Raw genomic sequence first — 19,961 nt, forward strand, 5'->3', positions numbered from 1 at the left:
ATCCTTCTACTTATTCCTCACCCATGCTTCCCAACATCTTAGCCAGTATCGCATCCGCATGACGCGCCTGCGTATCCGAATCATTATACACCTGAATAAAGCCTTCTATTCCCAAATTAGCAAACTCAATCTCATGCTCCGGCGTAAATAACTTCCCAATCTCCACTTCCAACACCAAAAAAAGGGCATCCAACTGGCGTAACGGCCGCACATCCCGCTCCTCTTCCATTCTTGTAGCAAATAGCTTTAATTCCCGCTGAACCAACTCATTTACAAGGCGCCGCTCCTGTCTTTGCAACATCGGCTCATCCGACTCTGCATCATAAGCCGCCTTATCCTTCGCAACAAAAAACTCCATGCATAAAATCGTTCCATCAAATATCCCTCTAGAATCATTCGGAAACTCTACTTCTTGCATAACAAGTTCATATTCTTTTTCCATCATAACCACACCTTTTCTTTATTTTTAATCTACGATATAATAATCTTGCCTTCAATATAACATGTTCGAGGTCTCCATACCAAATAAATTACAATACCTTAACAATAATATTCCATTGACAAAGAAAGCGCTTTTATGATAAATTTAGAGGAGTATATAGCCAAATTAAGTATTTGTTTAGTTATATATAAAATAGAAAAAAGGGAGATTTTTTTATGAAACAAAAATTTATTAAGATAATTAGTGCAACTCTTATTATTTCTTTAATTAGTCCATCATTTCCTATGATGGCGAATGCTACCGAAGACTTGCCTGTAGTAGTATTCGAAAATGATCAGATTTCAAATCAAAAAGAACTATATGAATTAGCTCAAAAGCAAGATACAGAAAACATTGATATGGTCCAAATTGCTGGGGAAGAAATACCTTTAGATTTAGTTGATACGGAGTCTGTCATACAAGCTAACAATAACGAAACCGAAAATTTAGAAATTTCTAAAGCAACTGAAATTCTCTTGGTTGATAAAACATCAGATGAAGATTATTCCGCGTATATGGCTTCAACAATCTTTGTAGAAGGTGATAGTTCATCTGATCTTTCCTCACAACTTGTTGCTCCTGATAATGCTCAACAAACTAATACTATTGATGATATTAAAATTGATAATACTAGTACTTACAAACAAATTGGGTCCAATTTAGTAGAAAATTTAAGTAAAAATCACAAAGCACTTCTTTTTCCAACTCTAGTTGCTAGTTGGACAGACAGCAAATCCTCTCAAAAGTACGATAGTGGTAGGAATGTTCTATTAACAATAAAAATTTACTATCACTATCAAAAAAAAAGCGGAGCTAATCACCTCGATATGAACTATGTAGAGTACTGGACAACACCTAAAGCTAAAGGCTCATCTGTCGGTTACAGAAAGTTAGAGTTTAAGCAAATGGGAATGTCAGGATATAAGAGTGGGTGGGTGTATAACACTCATGCCAGTTATCCCACATCTAATCATAAAACCGTGGATGTACCTGATGGCTGGCCGCCAGTTCTTACAGGGAACGCTTTTGTAGGGGCTAAGGTACAAGCAACTATATACGGTGCTAATAATAAGTCCTATCACGTCCAGACAACTACAATGTTACTAGATAATCTTGGAGTGAATAAAGGAAGAGGTTCTTGGTAATTTTACTATTATCTCCTATCCTAGGTGATAAAATAAATATCCATTTTTCGAAAGCACGCACCTATTTTTAGGGGCGTGTTTTATATATATCTAGATATATTTAATCCCCTCTATGTTTCTAGTAATAAAAAATATATTGCATAATTAATCAACTTGTTGTATTATTATAGATATCAATTATAGTTACTAATTCATATTCATCTTAAATGTTTATTCATAAAAATGCATAAATTCAGGGATGATATACATTACAAAGGAGTGTACCCATGATTAAAGGGAAGTTTTATCTTAAGTTACCCGCCATTTTTTTCATATTGATAATTATTTTTTCTAGCTTTTCCCCCGTCTTAGCCGCAGACAAAGACACATCACTGGCTGATGTTCAACAACGTGGAAAACTGATTGTTGGTTTATCCGCAGATTATCCACCTTATGAATTTCACAAAACTATAAAAGGTAAGGACACATATGTTGGCTTTGATATAAGTATCGCACAAAAAATTGCCGATGATATGGGTGTAGACTTAAGCATTAGTGAAATGGATTTTGATAGCTTACTACCTGCTCTTAAAACAAATAAAATCGATGTCATCATTTCTGGTATGTCTCCAACCCCAGAGCGTCTTAAAGAAGTAGACTTTTCTGATCCATACATGACGGTTCAACAAAAAGTTGTCATACGTAAAGAGGATAAAAGTAAGTTTCAATCTACAACTGATTTTCACGGTGCTAAAGTCGGTGCCCAAAAGCAATCCACTCAAGAAGCTTTGGCACAAGACGAACTCACAGGAGCAAAAGTAAAATCTTTATCCAAGGTAACCACACTTATGCTTGAGCTACAACAAAAAAAATTAGATGCTGTTGTACTAGAAGGACCTGTGGCCGATGCATATATCACACAATATGATGATTTAATGATTTCTGATGTCAACTTTGTTAATGGCACAAAACAGACGGCTATTGCGATGAATAAAGGAACGACATCACTCCAAAAAAGCATCAACACTTCTTTAAAAGAAATTAAAGATAAAGGTCTATTAAAACAATACCAAGAGGAAGCAAGCAAAGCTATGTTTAAAGAAGGTAATTTCTTCACACAATATGGTTCTTATTACTTGAAGGGTGCGCTATATACAATTGGCATTGCTGCTATTGGTGTATTTTTTGGTGCTATTATTGGTGCCTTAGTTGCTCTTATGAAATTATCTAAAACAAGATGGCTTCGTTGGCCTGCAAATTGTTATATAGAATTCTTACGTGGAACTCCGCTACTTGTTCAAATTTTCCTAGTGTATTTCGGAACAACCGCTGTATTTGCTGGACTTAATTTACCAGCGATTGTTGCCGGTTGTATCGCCCTATCGCTCAACAGTGCCGCCTATGTTGCTGAAATCATTCGTGCTGGAATCATGGCCGTTGATAAAGGACAAGAAGAAGCTGCGCGTAGCCTTGGCATGACGAAGAGTGCGAGTATGCGTTATATCATTTTGCCACAAGCGGTTAAGAACATCTTACCAGCGCTTGGCAATGAATTTATTACTGTTATTAAAGAATCTTCCATGGTATCGATTATCGGTATCGGGGAATTGATGTTTATGTCCGGAGTCGTTGCAGGAGCGAGTCTAAATGCATTCCTTCCATACGCAGTCGCAGCTGTGATTTACTTCATCCTAACGTTCGGTCTGTCCAGACTTCTAGGCGTTGCTGAAAGGAGAATGAGAACAAGTGATTAAAGTAACCAAACTACAAAAGCATTTCGATAAATTAGAAGTTTTAAAAGGACTTGATATAGAAGTAGCGCAAGGTGAGGTGGTCGTTGTCATCGGCCCCTCAGGATCAGGAAAAAGCACTTTCTTGCGTTGTTTAAACCTACTCGAACAACCAACTGGCGGCCTTATCGAATTCGAGGGCACGAACCTCACAGATAAAAACGTTAACATCAACGAATTGCGTCAACGAATGGGCATGGTTTTCCAAAGCTTCAACCTGTTTCCACATAAAACCGTGCTTGAAAATTTGACTCTGGCACCGCTAAAAGTAAAAGGCGAATCCGCCGAGACTGCAAAAAAACACGCCTTGTCTCTGCTTGATAAAGTAGGCCTCGCTGACAAAGCAAACAGCTATCCATCATCGCTATCCGGCGGACAAAAACAACGGGTTGCCATCGCACGTGCCTTAGCAATGAACCCTGACGTAATGCTCTTTGATGAACCAACGTCCGCGCTCGATCCAGAAATGGTCGGCGAGGTTCTTCAGGTGATGAAGAGCTTAGCCAAAGAAGGCATGACGATGGTCGTTGTAACACACGAAATGGGCTTTGCTAAAGAAGTAGCCGATCGTGTCATCTTCATGGACGGCGGTTATATCCAAGAAGAAGGTACGCCAGAACAACTCTTCGATAACCCGCAAAATGAAAGAACACAAAGTTTCCTCGGAAAAGTGTTATAATAAACAAAAAGTGGAATGCCAATTCGGTCGCATTCCACTTTTATCTACATATGGAGGTTTTTTAAAATGAATGCATCTCATTTAGCGAAAAAATATCAACAAGCACCCGTCAATATCCTATCTCAAATCACAACCATCGCGAAAACAACGCCCAATCTGATTGACTTTTCGATTGGCGATCCCGACCTGATTACCGACCAAGAAATTATCGAGGCATCCTTCCAAGACGTCAAAAACGGCCAAACCAAATATACCGAAGCATCCGGTGACATCGAACTACTCCAAGCGATTTCAGGATTTTACGACCGCACGTATGATTTGCAGTTTCCAACGAGCGAAATTCGCGCAACAGTCGGTGCCTGCCACGGTATGTACTTAGCACTCCAAGCCATCATGGATGCGGGCGACGAAGTCATCATCCACGAGCCCTACTTCACGCCTTACAAAGATCAAGTAATGGCAGCTGGAGGCATCCCCGTCTTCATTCCAACCTACGAAAAAGACGATTTTGCAATCAATCTAGATATTTTAAAAGCCGCGATCACCGACAAAACGAAGGCGCTGATTCTAAATTCACCGAACAACCCAACAGGCGCGGTGTTCTCCAAAGAAATCTTTGAAGAAATCGCCGCACTCGCCAAAGAACACAATTTCTACATCCTATCCGATGAAGTCTACGACGGCTTTAGTTTTTACGAGAAGTTCACCCCGATGGCAAGATACGCACCAGACCATACCATCACGCTCGGCAGCCTCTCGAAAAACTTTGCGATGACCGGCTGGCGGATTGGCTACATGGTTGCAGGTGAATATATTATCCAAGCCGTAAAAGCAATCAACGAAGGCATCACGTTCTCCGCCCCATCACCATCCCAGAGAGCCGCCATACACGCAATGAACCATGCCGAGAAGTTTATACCCGCCGTCACAAAAACCTTCCAAGAACGGCTAGAGTACGTCGGAAAACGCGTTGCAGAGATACCGTACCTATCCATTCATCCCATCAAAGGCACGATTTACGCCTTCATCAACATCAGCGGCTCCGGCATGACCTCCGTCCCGTTCTGCGAATACGTCTTAAAAGAAACCCAAGTGCTACTCATTCCAGGCCTAGCGTTTGGCGACACCGGAGACAATTACGTCCGCCTAGCCGCGACACAAAACTTAGAAGTATTAAAAGAAGCTTTTGATCGCTTAGCAAAACTAGAATTCTAAACAGAAATAGAAATAGAAATAAGACCATGGCACAAAGCCATGGTCTCACCTTTACACCAAATTATACTTCCATTGTTCATGCCCGTGCCACCAAACCTCAGCGGAGCGAGAGGGCCTTAGTTCCTAGGCAAAAGCGAGTACCGAAGCCTACGATTTGTACATTGACTGAAAACAGGGAGGAAGTCGTATCCCCGACCATGTAAGAAGTTATGCGAAACGTAGTGTACAAGAGCCCCGGAACAGAACTTTTAACAACGGAGATAAGCGTTTGTCGCTTCGCTGAAGAGCCATTAACCGATAGTAGGAGCCATGGATACTTGCCAATTCGTAATCATTCGGTGCATTTCTTCCTCCGTCAACACATTAAACGCGATAATCTGATCCACCGAAACCGTCAATCCCTTCGAAAAACGATTCACCCTTGATGCCGAAACACAGTTAATATACACATCTTTCAGGGCAACCACACTATGCGGAATCTCATCCGGAATATCGGTAATCCCAATAATATACCCAATGGCCGTCACAAATAAGACCGGCTCACCATGTGTCATTTGCTCGAATAACTCTACTTCTTTTATCGTATTTTCAATCATTTTCAATCACTCCTCATCATTTCCTTCTTTATTTACCCACTAAAAACGCATCCAAATCCACATCTTCAAATGAATCATAAACACTCGTACCTTCCGGGAACACAATGCCCTTCGTGACTTCATTTTTCACAACAATCACGTGAAGTCCTGCACCTACTGCTGACAAAGAACCATTCCGAGAATCTTCTACAGCAACAGCTTCCTCCGGTTTCACACCAAGTGCCTCTATTGCTTGACGATAAAGCGCCGGGTCAGGTTTGATAACCTCCACATCATCCGCCGTCTGAATCGTGTCAAAGTCCTCTAAGATACCAAACTTCTCTAAAATAGGATCTACCCAAGCCCGCGCTGAACTTGTCGCCAAGCCAATTTTGTAGCCATTATCCTTGGCATAATGAAACAATCGCATGAAACCCTCACGCATTTCCAATTTATCACGGCCATTATGCACTTGTAGATCTATGTATTTTTGAAAAGCCGCAGCGTCAAATTTGCCATTCGTTTGTTCCGCCATATATAGAAGTAACGGCTCATCCGTGCTCCCAACCACCTGCTCATAAACATTCATCGGCAACTCCATACCATAGTTCTCTTGCAGATATTTCTGTGTTTCGTCAAACCAAACCGCTTCCGTATCAATCATCGTGCCATCAAAATCAAAAACAAATGCTTTCATGATTTTCCTCCAACTCTCATATTTCAACACCTTCATTATACCATATGAAACCGTTTCATCCTTAAAAAGAATTAAATTCCCCAAAATAAGCTTGCATTTCATTCGAAAAACGAATATTATTGTAGATGTGATTTTAAAACGTTCGTAATAAGACGAGAAATCATCTTTTTAATTATAAAAGGGAGTGGAATTTTATGTTTCAACTAAAGGCTCATGGAACAGATGTCAAAACGGAGGTCATTTCAGGCTTTACAACATTTTTAACAATGGTCTATATCATTGTCGTAAACCCGGCTATCCTTTCAGCAGCAGGCGTTCCTTTTAACACAGTCTTCATGGCAACGATTATTTCGGCGGTCATCGGGACACTATGGATGGCACTATTCGCCAATTACCCCATCGCGATTGCGCCTGGACTCGGGATGAATGCCTATTTCGTCACCGTTGTCACTACGCAAAAATTAGACTACACCACAGCATTCACAGCGGTTTTCGTAGCGGGTATCATTTTCTTACTACTATCATTAACACCCTTTCGTGAAAAATTAATCACGGCAATCCCGCATACACTAAAAGCAGGTATCACAGCGGGGATTGGGCTTTTCATCGCCTTCCTAGGCTTCCGCATGACGGGAATCATCGTGAAAAGCGACTCCAATCTTGTGGGACTTGGTGATCTTCACTCACCAGAAGCATTGCTTGCCATCGCTGGACTCCTAATTACACTTATTTTCTTGGCGCTAAATGTCAAGGGGGCGCTCTTCATCGGGATGATCGCCACCGGAATCATCGCTTTTTTCACAGGCGAATTAAAATTCAATGGCTTTGTCAAAATGCCGTCGATGCCTGATCTTGTTATCACCAACCCAATTCACGCATTCGGTGATGTGATCTCATACAGCCTGTACGGTGTCGTTCTATCCTTCTTGCTAATCACGATTTTCGATACAACAGGAACGATGATCGGCGTCGCTAAAAAAGCCGGTCTGATGAAAGGCGAAAGCTTACCAAATGCAAAACATGCCCTACTCGCAGATGCAGTCGCAACCAGTGTCGGCTCCATGTTCGGTACAACACCAACAAGTGCGTATATCGAGTCATCCGCAGGTGTTGCAACAGGCGGACGTACCGGTTTAACAACATTAACCGTAGCAGGACTATTTATTGTCTCCGCCTTCTTCGCCCCACTCGTCGGTGCCGTTTCAGGTATTTCAGCAATCACCGCACCAGCCCTTATTATCGTTGGTAGCATGATGATTGGCGCCGTTAAAGAAATCGACTGGGACACACTTGACGAAGCCTTCCCTGCATTCCTAGTCATCCTTGCGATGCCACTAACATCAAGCATCGCAATCGGTCTTGCATTCGGCTTCATCTCCTACCCAATCCTAAAAATCTTCACAGGTAAATGGCGCGAACTCAACTGGTTCCTTATCGTCATCGCGATTCTATTCTTTATCTTAGTCGCATTCCTACCCCATTAACAACAAAAGCGATATTCCTATCTTGGGAGTATCGCTTTGCTAGTTCACCTGTTTCCCCAATTCGATGCAAAAATACTCACATTGAGCCCTCGTTTATTCACCATTCCGACAAACTCAAAACCTCGAAATCATGCTATACTAGTACATAACACCTTAGAAGGGAGGGCTTATCATGGGATTTTTAGAAGCATATAAATCATTTTGGAAAAACTATGTGAATTTCACTGGACGTTCTACACGCTCGGCTTATTGGTATGCGATTTTATGGAATGCTATTATTATTAGCATCTTTTACGTATTAATGCTAGTTTTCATCGTATTTACAGTGGCAACGTCTGCAACCAACGCCTCGGGGGACTTAGTGTTCCTCATGACATCTGGTTCCACATTGTTTATCTTGATACTACTATTTCTTTATGAATTAGCAACATTTATTCCAATGCTAGCTTTGAGCATTCGCCGTTTGCATGATTCCAATAAAAGTGGTTGGTTCATTTTACTCGGCTTGATTCCATTTGTAGGCAGTATTATTATAATCATTTTCATGTGCCTACCTAGCGAACTATCCATAGCAGACGATTTCGATTTTTAATACACAAGAGGACGCGAATCAATTTTCGTCCTTTTTGTTTGAAAAATTTATATATATAGCCATTTTATTAGACATTCGCCTTACATATCTGCTATAAAGGAAAGAGAGATTTGAATAGAAAAGAGTGAGCCATTTGTGGAAAGCATTTTTTAGTGGCATTGGAATTGCCGCGTTAGTTATCATTTTCAGCTTATTAACGACCGGATACAGCATGTCATCGCTATTCTCCTTCGTATTGATGGTCTTAATATTTGCATCAATTATCTGCTCCGCACTCGTCTCCATTGGCAGGTCACAAAATCCAAACCGAAAAATTCAAATGCGATGGAGCATCCTACTCGTCGTTACCGCGATTCCATCCTTCATTGGCTTTATCATAAGCTATTACTTCACGTAAAAACCAGGTAAAACAAAACACGTACTCCTAAACAATATTAGGAAATACGTGTTTTTGTTTTGTGTCCGAATATTATTTCTTAAAAGCTTCGATAAAAGCAGGTACATATTCTGGAAGATCTGGTGGGCGGCGGCTCGAGATAATATGGCCATCCGTCACAACAGCCTCATCATGCCAAATCGCGCCAGCATTCGTCATATCATCCTTAATTCCAGGCGTACTCGTCACATTCACACCATCTAAGATCCCCGCCGAAATAAGTACCCAACCAGCATGGCAGATCTGCCCAATCGGCTTCTTCTCTTTATCGAAATAACGAACGAAGTCCAACACCTTATCAAAGCGGCGCAATTTATCTGGTGACCAGCCACCCGGAACCAAAATACCGTCGTAATCTTCTACTTTAATATCCTCAAAACTAAAATCACTCGTTGCAGGAACACCATATTTCCCATGATATACCGTATCCGCCTTTTCTCCAACTAAGTGAACCTCGGCACCAGCCTCGCGAACTCGCAAAACAGGATACCACAATTCCAAATCCTCAAAATCCTCACTGATTAAAGCGATAACTTTCTTACCTTTCAATACCATCTCGTCGTCCTCCTTCGATCATTGCTACTTCCAAGTATAACAATAGAATTAGCAAGCTTGAAGTAATCTGCTTATTTAAAACAAAATACCGTCCTACAAAAAAAAGCCTAGTCAATAGACTAGGCACGCCATCATGTTCGAATGTTTATGCTTAACGGGATGAGGCACAAACGAAAACTACATGGCAAATGAGATGAATGAAAACAAATAATGGTTGTCGGTGCGAAATCATATGATAAACATAAATGCTTACCATTTGGAAGATGGATACACCGAATTCCATTATAACCATGATAGGGTCTTATCCCCACAAAAATAAACAACACTTGTATACTTTTGTCAAAATAAGAACTTACACCATCTGCAAGGTATATATACATTCTACTTTTCTTCAGCAAAAAAAGCAAGGGAACAAATTGTGTAATTTTTGTGACTAAAATAACCGAAGTTTATAGAGTTTTATATGTAAAATCCTCCCCCAGTAGCCCAATAAAGGACTTTTCTAGCTAAAACATGGAATTTCACCTAAATTGAGGTACAAATCCCTGCTTCCTCGATGCGAACAGATGCGAACGTTTCAAAAAAATATTCCCCAAAGCCTCATTGGGGAATCGGGTTACGCTTATTAGTCTACTAATTTTATAATCATATTACAAATAATTGCTACGATCGGAATTAACGCCCAGATGGCCCATGACCAACTACCATTATGTGACTTCATCGTTTTGGCCTGTTCTAGTTCATTCACTTGCCTGCGTAACTCCAATACTTCTAACTCTAAATCCTGTACTTTGTCCTCAAGATCATATAACCGCTCTTCCATGATTAATCCCTCTTTCCCGTGCTATTATTGCTATCATTATAACGTATCAACAAACCGAAGTCATCGTACCATAGCCTGATAAACCTAATGATAGCAATTCCTAGCACGCTTTGCTACAATAAGATAAAAGCGTTAGAATGAGGTGGAATAATGGATATTCATACAGAAGAAGCCGTTGTAAAATTAATTCTTCATGGTGGAAACACACGTAAAGAAGCTTACGCTGCCATCACGGCCGCTGAAAACTATAAATTTGAAGAAGCAACATCTCATTTACAAAAAGCCGAAGTCCAGTTTTTAGAAGGTCACGCGTGGCAAACAAAGTTGGTCTCTAGAAGGAATTCAGAACAAGAGATAACACCATCCTTTTTGCTAGTACATGGTCAAGATCATCTGATGACCGCTCAAGCAGAACTCAATTTAGCAAAACAAATCGTAAAACAATACGTAAAACAAAGTGAACTTGAGGCCCGCATTAAAAAATTAGAAGAAGAAACGTAAAAAGATACACAGATGTGATAGCGCAATAACCTGCTCGGTATTTCGCTAACGTATCTGTGCATCTTTTTTTATCGTATACCGAGTGCGATTTTAGCATAACGTGACATCCGGTCTTTCGTCCAAGCCGGCGTCCACACCAAGTCCACTTTCGTATCTTTCACTTCGGGAATATCCGACATTGCCACGCGTACTTGATCAGTCAAAACCCCAGCAAGTGGGCATCCCATCGTTGTTAATGTCATTGTTACCGTACAAAGCCCGTCCTCATCCAAATCTACATCGTAAACTAGACCAATATTGACAATATCAATGCCTAGCTCTGGATCAATGACTTGCTCTAACGCACCCATCAAATTATCTTTTAGTTCTGCATCCATGAAGTAGTAGCCTCCTTTTGATTTTCTCTCATTATTGTAACATAGTTGAGAATGATTTTCATTATAATTTTTCCTCTAAAAAGCCGACACCTGCGAGCATACCCTCCATCGAGATTTTGTGTTTTGCTTTTTCGTCCACTATGAAAGCCACATTATCCGACATATCTTCCTCAACTAGCGCCTCATATAGCTTCTCGCTGTATTGGAATGGCACCACGTCGTCCTCTTTACCATGCCACATCATCAATGGGCGATTTTTGAGCTTCGCGGGAGCCGCACTTAAATCATATGGTGCCAACTCAAGTATCCGCTCGTTCACGTCAAATGGAAACTGGAGTCCCTGTTTGATGACACCATCCGCTAGCGCCTTCGCAAAATGCCCGTAGTAAGAGCTACCAGCGAGACAAACGCCCACTTTTAGCCACTCGTACTGCGCTAACATTCCAAAGCTTGTGATCGCCCCCATCGAAAAACCACCTATAGCAAGCCTCGACGTATCAATCAAACCTTCTGAATCTAGCGCCGCTTTTAATATCGGTAATTCATCAATATTCCCTCGAACCGTATCCCAAAAATAAATTTCTTGCTCCATATCGGATTCACCGGCCTGCCGTTCCCCGTGCATCGGTGCATCTGGCAAAATCACACGCATTCCACGTTGCGCTAGCAAATACGCATACGGCAAATACAATTCCTTTTGCGATTGAAAACCATGATAAAAAAAGACAGTCGGTAATTTCTCGGTCGCATGTGTCCCGTCAAAAATATGTAGGACTGGAATTTCTTTTATACATTTATGCTCTACTTGAATCATTGATAAGCCTCATTTCCGCGTCATTTATTAAGTTTTTGTAAAATCCTTAGACATTTACAAAGCGCCTAGGAACGTCTATCATGAAGGTATACTATCTATTCTATCACTTTATCAAAACGGGGACTAGATATACGAATTATGAAAAGAATGAGGAGACATATATGACAAAAAAATTAATCGTTCTTGATCTTGATGGAACCGCTCTAAAAGCTGATCAAACCATCTCGGATCGAACAAAAAAAGCATTAGAAAATGCGCGAGCAAATGGTCATGAAGTCATGATTGCAACGGGTCGACCGTATCGTATGAGCCATATGTATTATTATGAATTAGCTCTGGACACACCGATTGTGAATTTTAACGGCGCCGTATTCCATCATCCGCGTGATATCAAGTTTAGCGACGCCTATCACCAAGCGATTGACTTGAAAACAGCACACGAACTACTTGATTTTTCAACGAATTATGCACTTGATAATATTGCAGCAGAGGTTCAAGATAGTGTTTTCTTACGTGAGCGCAACGCCAGTGTTCCAGATATGTTCCAGCAAGGTAAGGACAATGTTTTTATCGGTGATTTGCGCAATACAATGACAACAGACCCGACCTCACTACTATTTTTCGCAAGCCACGACATGTTGCAAGAAATCAGTAACCATATGGATACACGCCTTTCCAACATCGTGACGTATCGCAACTGGGGCGCAGAATGGCCGGCAATGGAAATGACCAAATTCGGCGTGCATAAAGCAATTGGTGTTCAAGCTGCAAGCCGAGTTCTAGGCATTGACCGCAAAGATATCATCGCTTTTGGTGATGAAGATAATGATCTTGAAATGCTCGACTATGCAGGCGTTGGCGTTGCGATGGGTAATGCCATTGAACCACTGAAAAATGTTGCAAACACAGTCACACTAACCAATGAAGAAGATGGTATCGCAGTGTATCTAGAAGAAAATCTCGGCGTTTAAAATAGAAAGTCAGAAACAAAAGATTCTCTGACCTAGAAAAATACGTAGCAACAATCTGAAACTAGATTCTTGCTATGTATTTTTTCCATTTTCATAAATTAAGTCCCTCCAAAACGGATGGCATAATTTCCGGACGTCCATGAGTAATACTTAATCCTTTAAAACTTCCGGTTTGTTTTTCATTCCAAATTGGGGCACGTTCTCCTTGCATATACGGGGAAAAAATAAGTATGGAAGAGATTCCTGCATCTATTAATGAGTCCTCATGATTCAAATACGTTATCGTGAGGACTCAAATTGTATTCTTTAATATGCCTCCTAGTCCATCATAAACTTAAATAGTCTACGCAATGCTATTTCCATTCACATTCGTCGGCTATTTCTAATACCCGGTCTTGAATAATTGATCCATACCATTCCGCTGATTTTTTTTTCGAACGCGTTCTTTTTTCGTCTAGTTCAATTCTTATGAGGCCATATCGATTTTTAAAGGCATTCATCGGAGAAACGCAATCTGTGAACGCCCATAACATGTATCCTTCACAAGAGGACCCTTCTTCAACGGCTTTAAGTAACCATTTGATGTGCTGCTTAATAAAATCAATTCTATAGCTATCATTTACAGTGCCCAGATCATCCATATACGCTTCTTCATTTTCTCTGCCCATTCCATTTTCAGTGATAAGCCATGGAATATCTCCATAATTGTCTTTTAAATAGTGAGCCATATCATATACAATTTTCGGATATATTTCCCATCCGCGTGAATCATTCATTTTCTTCCCTGGTAAATCAAAATTTTCAAAGAACATTTCAGGATGGAATGGCGTCGTCTTATTCCACTCATACCTTGGAGCTTTGACTCTTTTTGGATAATATTGATTAATCCCTAAAAAATCAAGCGTATTTTCGCTAATTATTGATAAGTCGTTATCATCAGGATTAAAATAGATATCAAATGTCGTACATAACGCAATAAGTTCCGATGAATACTTCCCTTTAACCATAGGATCAAAAAAGACTCGATTATAAAACAAATCATACATTTCCGCAGCTTTTTTATCTTCTTTTGAATCTGACCTAGCGTATACCATTTCAGGATTTAATACACAACCTACTCTTCCCTTTAGTCCTAGGGAACGATATGCCTTAACAGCTTGCGCACTTGCTAATGCTTTGTGGTAATTCCATAACATCCATTTTTTAGTATTCTGTTCGTGAGGCCATCTGATAGCGTCTAGATAGATACGTGTTTGAGGAACTATTGGTTCATTGAAAGTAAACCATTGCTTCACTCTATCTCCATAGCGCTCAAAAGCTATCTTTGCATAGCCAGCATATAAATCTACTACTTTTCTTGACGACCAACCATCATATTTTTCAGATAAATACACTGGTAATTCGTAATGTTCCAAGCACAGCATAGGCTCCACATTCGCTTCTAACAATGCGTTTATAACATCATCAATGTGCCCTGCATAGTCCTCATCAACAATTAAGTTCTCATAATCAGTAAAAAAGCGGGACCAATTAATAGAAGTCCTATAATGAGTAAGGCCAATCTCTTTCATTAAATCAACGTCTTCTTGATATTGCTCCATAAAATTAGTCGCTACTGCAGGGCCATACCCATTATGCCAAACAAATTTTTCATTTTTATACCACGAATCAGGATAGGAGTCTTGGCCTTCTTTCTTACCCTTCCAGCCTTCCGTTTGCCAAGCTGATGAGGCCGCGCCAAGAATAAAATTTTCAGGTATGGATAGTTTCATAATATTCCTCTTTTCTACTAATTTTTTTGCTGTGCTGTATTAGATATTTTAACAAATGGTAAATAGATAAGAATGGCAACTATAATACAGACAATTTGCGTAGCTACTGCACCCAAATCTCCGGCGGTTGCTAGATAAGCATTCACAATAGGCGGCATTGGCCATGGAACCATCACTACTGCTTTAGCTGCTATACCTGTTGCTGTTGCGAAATAGCCTATTGTACCTGTTATTAGCGGCGTAATGATAAACGGGATAGCCAAAATTGGATTCAACATGATTGGCATACCAAAAATGACGGGCTCATTAATGTTAAAAATGCCTGGTGCTGAAGAAAGTTTTGTTATTTCACGCATATCTTCTCTTTTACCGACCATGAAAACGGCAACAAGCAGCCCAATCGTCACTCCAGAACCACCTATACTCATATACATATCCCAAAAAGGCATCGTAATAATATTAGGAATTTCTTTACCAGATTCAAATGCTTCCGTGTTTACTGCGATTGATGCAAGTAGCAATGGTTCTCTTATCGGTTTAATCATTTGGTTACCGTGAATCCCTATCACCCAGAAAATTTGCGCTATCAGCATTAGAAGTAATATTCCAGGCAATCCTTGAACGACTCCTTCTAAAGGCCGTTGTACAAGATGATAAATAATATCATAGGCATACATACCTGTCATTGCTTTAACAGCGAATCCTGCGGTAGCCATAACTGCAATTGTAATTATAGTAGGAACTAATGCGGAAAAACTAGCTGATACATTGGCTGGTACTGTATCGGGCATTTTGATTTGCAATCTTTTTTGACGGCCTAGCCAGCTATATAATTCTACAGATACGATGGCAACGATCATTCCTAAAAATAAACCTTTTGTATCTGTGTACTGTTTAGCTAAAACATTTTCTACAAGTATATTTTTATCATCAGATAAGAATCCATAAATTGTTGGGGTAACCGCTAAATACGACATCACCGCAATTATTCCAGGAAAAACCCCTTTCAAATTATTCAGCTTGGCTAACTCAATCCCAATCAGGAAAACAGCATAAATTGTTAAAAAGCTTAAAGTAACATAACTAATCGATGAAGCAATAGGTTTTAGCTCCGCTAGAAAGCTCAAGAATTGAATTTTTGCTAATCCATTTTCCGCATCGAAAACCATCGCTGAAAATAATGTACCAAATGCCCCTGTGATAATAACCGGGATAAGTGCAGAAAAGGCATTTTTAATTACCATGATATAGCGTAAACTATTCACTTTGGTTGCAAATCTTCCTAAGACATCTGATAATCTCCCCATAAATCCGCTTCCCATAATTTTTTGACCCCCTATTTATTTAATGTTTTCTATCTATCATTTCATAATTATTACTAGCTACCCAACTTAATTATTGTGCGCAGAAAATAGTATTATTTCTAACTATTTAGTCTATTTCGAATAAATTTTAAAAGTATGGAGAACTCGAACCATCCCTAGACATACAATTGCAACAACTAGTTTACATGCCGATTTTAGATAAATTTTCCAGAGTCTTTATGTAATTTCTAATCACTCATCATGCATGATTACGCTTTCAATTATTTTAAAAAAACTCTGATTCAATATTATGCTTGAAAGACTCTGTATATTGCTTCACCCACACGTCTCCAACGTTCGCATCATGCTAGTTGTTGTCCTGCTTCATGCAATTAAACTTACTAAATTTGTTGAGTCAACCATTCATAGCTTAATTCTCTATGCATCACTCCTAACAAGTCATCTGATGTATTTATAATAAAATACATCAGATGACTTGTCAATAGTTTTTGTTAGGTTGACTGACTAACTTTGCTAAACTCCTTTCTATTGTTCGCCATATGTACTGTCATGGCATCCAATGCGCTTAGTTCATCGTGTTTGGCAATAGCGTTTACCAAGTCATTATGCAGTTCTACTGTTTCAGTTTTTAAATTACTTACATTATAATTTTCATTAAACAAAGCGATAGATTCATTAATAATCGGCACAATGTGAGAAAGCGCGATATTCCCACTGGCTTCTGCAATAGTTTTATGCAACTCTATATCTAATTCTATATGCTCATCCGTATTATTTTTGAAGGAAACTTCGATAGCATCTTTTAAGTGAATCATGTGGCTTATTTGATTGGCTGTAGCATTTTTTGCTGCTAAAGCTGCCATTGGAGGCTCTAATATATATCTTAAGACAAACAAATCTTTAATCATTTTGTTTTTATTTTTAATTAAAGAAAATCCTAAGGGGTCTTTGACAATACCTTTCTCCTCACTTATATATGTTCCAGAACCTTGTCTAACTTGTAGTATATTGCGCGCAACTAATACTTTGACTACCTCTCTGATGGTACTTCGTCCAACATGCAATTCCTCAGCAAGGGCATATTCATTAGGTAATTTGTCTCCCAAATTAAATTCTTTTAAACGTATATATTCAAGTAATTTATCAGCTGTATTTTCCACCAAATTTTCACGCATTTTATTTTCTCCTCTCTAATCATCTGATGTATTATTAGCATTTTGTAAATTTACGCTATGACCAAATTCCAACTAACTAATTAGTGAACATAGGTAACTTTATTTCTTATTCTGTATAATGTCAGTCATACTATAGGTTCCGATTTGCCAAACACTGTAATTTCATTTTATAATACTCTTCTTAATTTGTATAACTTTTAATAGGTAGTTGAAAAATGATATACTCAAAGCATAGACCTTCTCCAAAGGACGTGTTAAACAATGTTAGCCATTATCATTATCTTCTGCTGGTTCATCGCTTTCATGGCCATATGGGCAATCATAAAAGCATCCACAAAAAAGCCAAAATAAGTCCACCATTCACTCGGCGCGTGCTTATTTTGGCTTTTTTCATCATTAATGCATTCTAGTCCTATACATCTCCATCGCCATTTTCTGATCAGCCTCCGAACGGAAATCACCAAATACACTAGACGTCTCCACAACATTAATAAAGCATCGCGGATCCACAGCTTGAACAACATGCGTCAAATCATACAATTCATATCGCGTAATCACAATCACAAGCATCGTCACGCTTTCCTTCGAATACGCCCCAATCGCCTCAACGACTGTAATCCCGCGAAACATGTTATCCTGAATCCCTTTAATCACATCTTCTGGATTTTGCGTCATAATCATCGCCGTCAATTTCTGATGTCTCGTATGAATCGTATCAATCACCCTGCTCGAAACATACAATGAAATCAACGTATAAAGAGCAAATGTCCACTCATATGTAAAGCCAGCAATCAGAATAATAACCCCATTCATCATCAAAAAATACTTCCCAAAAGAGCGCCCCGTCTTAATCGTAATATACATCGCGATAATATCAAGCCCTCCCGAAGATATCCCGAACTTAAGCGCAAGACCAATCCCCACAGAAGAAATAACTCCACCAAAAATTGCATTCAATAAAATATCCGAAGAAACCTCTTGAACCGGTATCACAATCAAAAATAACGACATAAAAGCAACCGTCACAAAACTGAATACCGTAAACGCCCGGCCAACCTTAAACCAGCCCAACACCGCCACTGGAATGTTTAGCAGTAAGACAAGCAACCCCGTCGACAAACTAATACCAATACCATCTTGTAATAAATCCGATGTCAGCTGTGCAACCCCTGTCAAGCCGCTTGCATATACATGCGCAGGAATTAAGAAGAAATTCATTCCAATCGCATTAAGCAATGCAGCAAGCACTGCAATAAAAAATTTCTTCGTACCATCAATATAAATTTGCTGTTGATTCAACCCATTTTCCCACTTTCAAAAAAATTAAGCACGCTTAAAATAGCGGTCTTCCTCCAGATAAATAAAAACCAACACTCACTGTTGCAATCACGCACACGATAAACAACACAAAAAAGAGCTTCGATGGCTTCTCTTTTTTCCGATAGATAAGTAGCATTTCCACAACACCAATTGTTGCCAAGCCAAGCAATATTTTAAAAACCGACACAACAATATGCTCGCTAAAGCTATATTGCATCATCATAATGCCACTTAAAATAACCGTAATATAAAACACCCGATTACACATTTGCATAATGGTAAACACTTTTACCGATTTCTTATAGATAACCAACGCAACCAATGTAAAAATTACGATACCAACCCATGAAATCAAATGGATATAAGACCACATAAAAATTTCCCATTCCCCTCTTTACATAACTTGATTTTCTAACGTTCCAATGCCTTCAATTGTAATTGTAACCGTATCTCCTTCATTTAGAAAACGCGGTGGTTTCATCGCCTTACCAACCCCATCAGGCGTCCCCGTTGCAATGACATCCCCAGGCATAAGTGTGTGCCCTTTAGACAAATCCGAAATAATCGTCGCAATAGGAAAAATAAGCTGATCCAGCGTACCATCCTGCCGCTTCTCCCCGTTCACCCATGTCTGAATCCGTAATGCACTCGGGTCACCAACTTCATCCTTCGTAACCACATAAGGACCAATCGGGCAACTTCCATCTAAACTTTTCGCTAAATAAAATTGCTTATGCTTCACCTGCAAATCGCGCGCCGTCACATCATTCAAAATCGTATAGCCAAAAATCGCATCCAAAGCCTCTGCCTCAGAAATATTCGTCACTTCCTTGCTAATTATAACCGCGAGCTCCCCCTCATAATCGAGTTCACTAGTCACACCCGCATGTAAAGGAATCGTCCCTCTATGCCCAACCAGTGTATTACTGCTCTTCGTAAAAATCATAATCGCCTCAGGAATATCCGCGACGCTCCCCATCTCCATCACATGTTTCCGATAATTCTTCCCAACCGCCATCACATTATTCGGCGGTATAATCGCCGGTAAAAACTGCACATCCTTACACGGAATCGCACCATGCATCGCTTCTTGTTGCTTTTCAATATGAGCCAATTTCTCCGGTTGCGAAATAAGCTCCACCAATGTACGCGGACACTCAGACTCTGCGAAGAATGCGCTAATATCAATAATTCTATCTCCCTTAACGATACCAAATGACTCCCTACCACTAATTCTAAAGCTAATCCACTTCAT

At 39.7% G+C, this 19,961-nt stretch carries 22 protein-coding genes; 9 read left to right on the plus strand and 13 right to left on the minus strand.

Annotated features, from left to right (window positions below; translation table 11 throughout):
• Nucleotides 1–10: 10 nt before the first annotated feature.
• The gene (locus HCJ54_RS14400; protein ID WP_187138138.1) at nt 11–445 is read right to left on the minus strand and encodes a hypothetical protein; all 435 of its coding nucleotides are present in this window, start codon (nt 443–445) and stop codon (nt 11–13) included.
• Nucleotides 446–657: 212 nt separating this feature from the next.
• On the opposite strand from HCJ54_RS14400, the gene HCJ54_RS14405 reads away from it, so the two are divergent.
• The 4 genes from HCJ54_RS14405 to HCJ54_RS14420 all read left to right on the plus strand — a co-directional run bounded on the left by HCJ54_RS14405 (nt 658) and on the right by HCJ54_RS14420 (nt 5,289).
• Entirely contained in the window at nt 658–1,626 is a 969-nt protein-coding gene (locus tag HCJ54_RS14405) for a hypothetical protein (protein WP_187138139.1), read from the plus strand.
• A 266-nt stretch (nt 1,627–1,892) separates the two neighbouring features.
• Entirely contained in the window at nt 1,893–3,359 is a 1,467-nt protein-coding gene (locus tag HCJ54_RS14410; RefSeq protein ID WP_187138140.1) for an ABC transporter substrate-binding protein/permease, read from the plus strand.
• Nucleotides 3,352–4,074: an ATP-binding cassette domain-containing protein gene (locus tag HCJ54_RS14415; RefSeq protein ID WP_187138141.1), complete on the plus strand. Its 723-nt coding sequence runs from the start codon at nt 3,352–3,354 to the stop codon at nt 4,072–4,074. Before HCJ54_RS14410 ends, HCJ54_RS14415 begins: the two co-directional genes overlap by 8 nt.
• A gap of 66 nt (nt 4,075–4,140) precedes the next feature.
• Nucleotides 4,141–5,289, plus strand: coding sequence for a pyridoxal phosphate-dependent aminotransferase (locus HCJ54_RS14420; RefSeq protein WP_187138142.1), 1,149 nt, complete (start codon nt 4,141–4,143; stop codon nt 5,287–5,289).
• 290 nt (nt 5,290–5,579) lie between these two features.
• Here the strand turns inward: HCJ54_RS14420 and HCJ54_RS14425 are convergent, their stop codons facing one another.
• Both HCJ54_RS14425 and HCJ54_RS14430 read right to left on the minus strand, forming a co-directional pair.
• Nucleotides 5,580–5,870: a hypothetical protein gene (locus HCJ54_RS14425; RefSeq protein WP_051998588.1), complete on the minus strand. Its 291-nt coding sequence runs from the start codon at nt 5,868–5,870 to the stop codon at nt 5,580–5,582.
• 43 nt (nt 5,871–5,913) lie between these two features.
• Complete coding sequence (locus tag HCJ54_RS14430; protein ID WP_187138143.1) at nt 5,914–6,561, minus strand: HAD family hydrolase; 648 nt, start codon at nt 6,559–6,561, stop codon at nt 5,914–5,916.
• A 194-nt stretch (nt 6,562–6,755) separates the two neighbouring features.
• Between HCJ54_RS14430 and HCJ54_RS14435 the strand changes: the two genes are divergently transcribed.
• The 3 genes from HCJ54_RS14435 to HCJ54_RS14445 all read left to right on the plus strand — a co-directional run bounded on the left by HCJ54_RS14435 (nt 6,756) and on the right by HCJ54_RS14445 (nt 9,034).
• Nucleotides 6,756–8,045 carry an NCS2 family permease gene (locus HCJ54_RS14435; RefSeq protein WP_185410024.1) on the plus strand — a complete coding sequence of 430 codons (1,290 nt, stop codon included), beginning with the start codon at nt 6,756–6,758 and terminating at the stop codon, nt 8,043–8,045.
• Nucleotides 8,046–8,217: 172 nt separating this feature from the next.
• The gene (locus HCJ54_RS14440) at nt 8,218–8,637 is read left to right on the plus strand and encodes a DUF805 domain-containing protein (RefSeq protein WP_185410023.1); all 420 of its coding nucleotides are present in this window, start codon (nt 8,218–8,220) and stop codon (nt 8,635–8,637) included.
• A gap of 133 nt (nt 8,638–8,770) precedes the next feature.
• Entirely contained in the window at nt 8,771–9,034 is a 264-nt protein-coding gene (locus tag HCJ54_RS14445) for a hypothetical protein (RefSeq protein WP_185410022.1), read from the plus strand.
• 72 nt (nt 9,035–9,106) lie between these two features.
• On the opposite strand, the gene HCJ54_RS14450 is transcribed toward HCJ54_RS14445, so the two are convergent.
• Entirely contained in the window at nt 9,107–9,628 is a 522-nt protein-coding gene (locus HCJ54_RS14450; protein ID WP_185526841.1) for a type 1 glutamine amidotransferase domain-containing protein, read from the minus strand.
• A gap of 625 nt (nt 9,629–10,253) precedes the next feature.
• Entirely contained in the window at nt 10,254–10,451 is a 198-nt protein-coding gene (locus tag HCJ54_RS14455; RefSeq protein WP_036066845.1) for a hypothetical protein, read from the minus strand.
• Between the two features lie 150 nt (nt 10,452–10,601).
• Here HCJ54_RS14455 and HCJ54_RS14460 point away from each other — a divergent pair, with 150 nt between their 5' ends.
• The gene (locus tag HCJ54_RS14460; RefSeq protein ID WP_036066844.1) at nt 10,602–10,952 is read left to right on the plus strand and encodes a PTS sugar transporter subunit IIA; all 351 of its coding nucleotides are present in this window, start codon (nt 10,602–10,604) and stop codon (nt 10,950–10,952) included.
• Between the two features lie 68 nt (nt 10,953–11,020).
• On the opposite strand, the gene HCJ54_RS14465 is transcribed toward HCJ54_RS14460, so the two are convergent.
• Nucleotides 11,021–11,329 (minus strand): metal-sulfur cluster assembly factor, encoded by a 309-nt coding sequence (locus HCJ54_RS14465; protein WP_036066843.1) that lies wholly within the window; start codon nt 11,327–11,329, stop codon nt 11,021–11,023.
• A gap of 61 nt (nt 11,330–11,390) precedes the next feature.
• The gene (gene yjfP, locus HCJ54_RS14470; protein ID WP_187138144.1) at nt 11,391–12,143 is read right to left on the minus strand and encodes an esterase; all 753 of its coding nucleotides are present in this window, start codon (nt 12,141–12,143) and stop codon (nt 11,391–11,393) included.
• Nucleotides 12,144–12,304: 161 nt separating this feature from the next.
• Between yjfP and HCJ54_RS14475 the strand changes: the two genes are divergently transcribed.
• Nucleotides 12,305–13,114, plus strand: coding sequence for a Cof-type HAD-IIB family hydrolase (locus HCJ54_RS14475; RefSeq protein WP_187138145.1), 810 nt, complete (start codon nt 12,305–12,307; stop codon nt 13,112–13,114).
• A gap of 353 nt (nt 13,115–13,467) precedes the next feature.
• Here HCJ54_RS14475 and HCJ54_RS14485 read toward each other — a convergent pair whose 3' ends face one another.
• The 6 genes from HCJ54_RS14485 to HCJ54_RS14510 form a co-directional block, all read right to left on the minus strand.
• Nucleotides 13,468–14,886 carry a glycoside hydrolase family 1 protein gene (locus HCJ54_RS14485; protein WP_187138147.1) on the minus strand — a complete coding sequence of 473 codons (1,419 nt, stop codon included), beginning with the start codon at nt 14,884–14,886 and terminating at the stop codon, nt 13,468–13,470.
• 17 nt (nt 14,887–14,903) lie between these two features.
• Nucleotides 14,904–16,208 carry a PTS sugar transporter subunit IIC gene (locus HCJ54_RS14490; RefSeq protein ID WP_185410016.1) on the minus strand — a complete coding sequence of 435 codons (1,305 nt, stop codon included), beginning with the start codon at nt 16,206–16,208 and terminating at the stop codon, nt 14,904–14,906.
• Nucleotides 16,209–16,702: 494 nt separating this feature from the next.
• Nucleotides 16,703–17,386, minus strand: coding sequence for a FadR/GntR family transcriptional regulator (locus HCJ54_RS14495; protein ID WP_187138148.1), 684 nt, complete (start codon nt 17,384–17,386; stop codon nt 16,703–16,705).
• A gap of 396 nt (nt 17,387–17,782) precedes the next feature.
• The gene (locus tag HCJ54_RS14500) at nt 17,783–18,685 is read right to left on the minus strand and encodes a YitT family protein (protein ID WP_187138149.1); all 903 of its coding nucleotides are present in this window, start codon (nt 18,683–18,685) and stop codon (nt 17,783–17,785) included.
• Between the two features lie 34 nt (nt 18,686–18,719).
• Entirely contained in the window at nt 18,720–19,079 is a 360-nt protein-coding gene (locus tag HCJ54_RS14505) for a YisL family protein (RefSeq protein WP_187138150.1), read from the minus strand.
• A gap of 21 nt (nt 19,080–19,100) precedes the next feature.
• Nucleotides 19,101–19,961 (minus strand): fumarylacetoacetate hydrolase family protein, encoded by an 861-nt coding sequence (locus HCJ54_RS14510; protein ID WP_187138151.1) that lies wholly within the window; start codon nt 19,959–19,961, stop codon nt 19,101–19,103.

The organism is Listeria grandensis (assembly GCF_014322885.1).
Classification (GTDB): domain Bacteria; phylum Bacillota; class Bacilli; order Lactobacillales; family Listeriaceae; genus Listeria_A; species Listeria_A grandensis.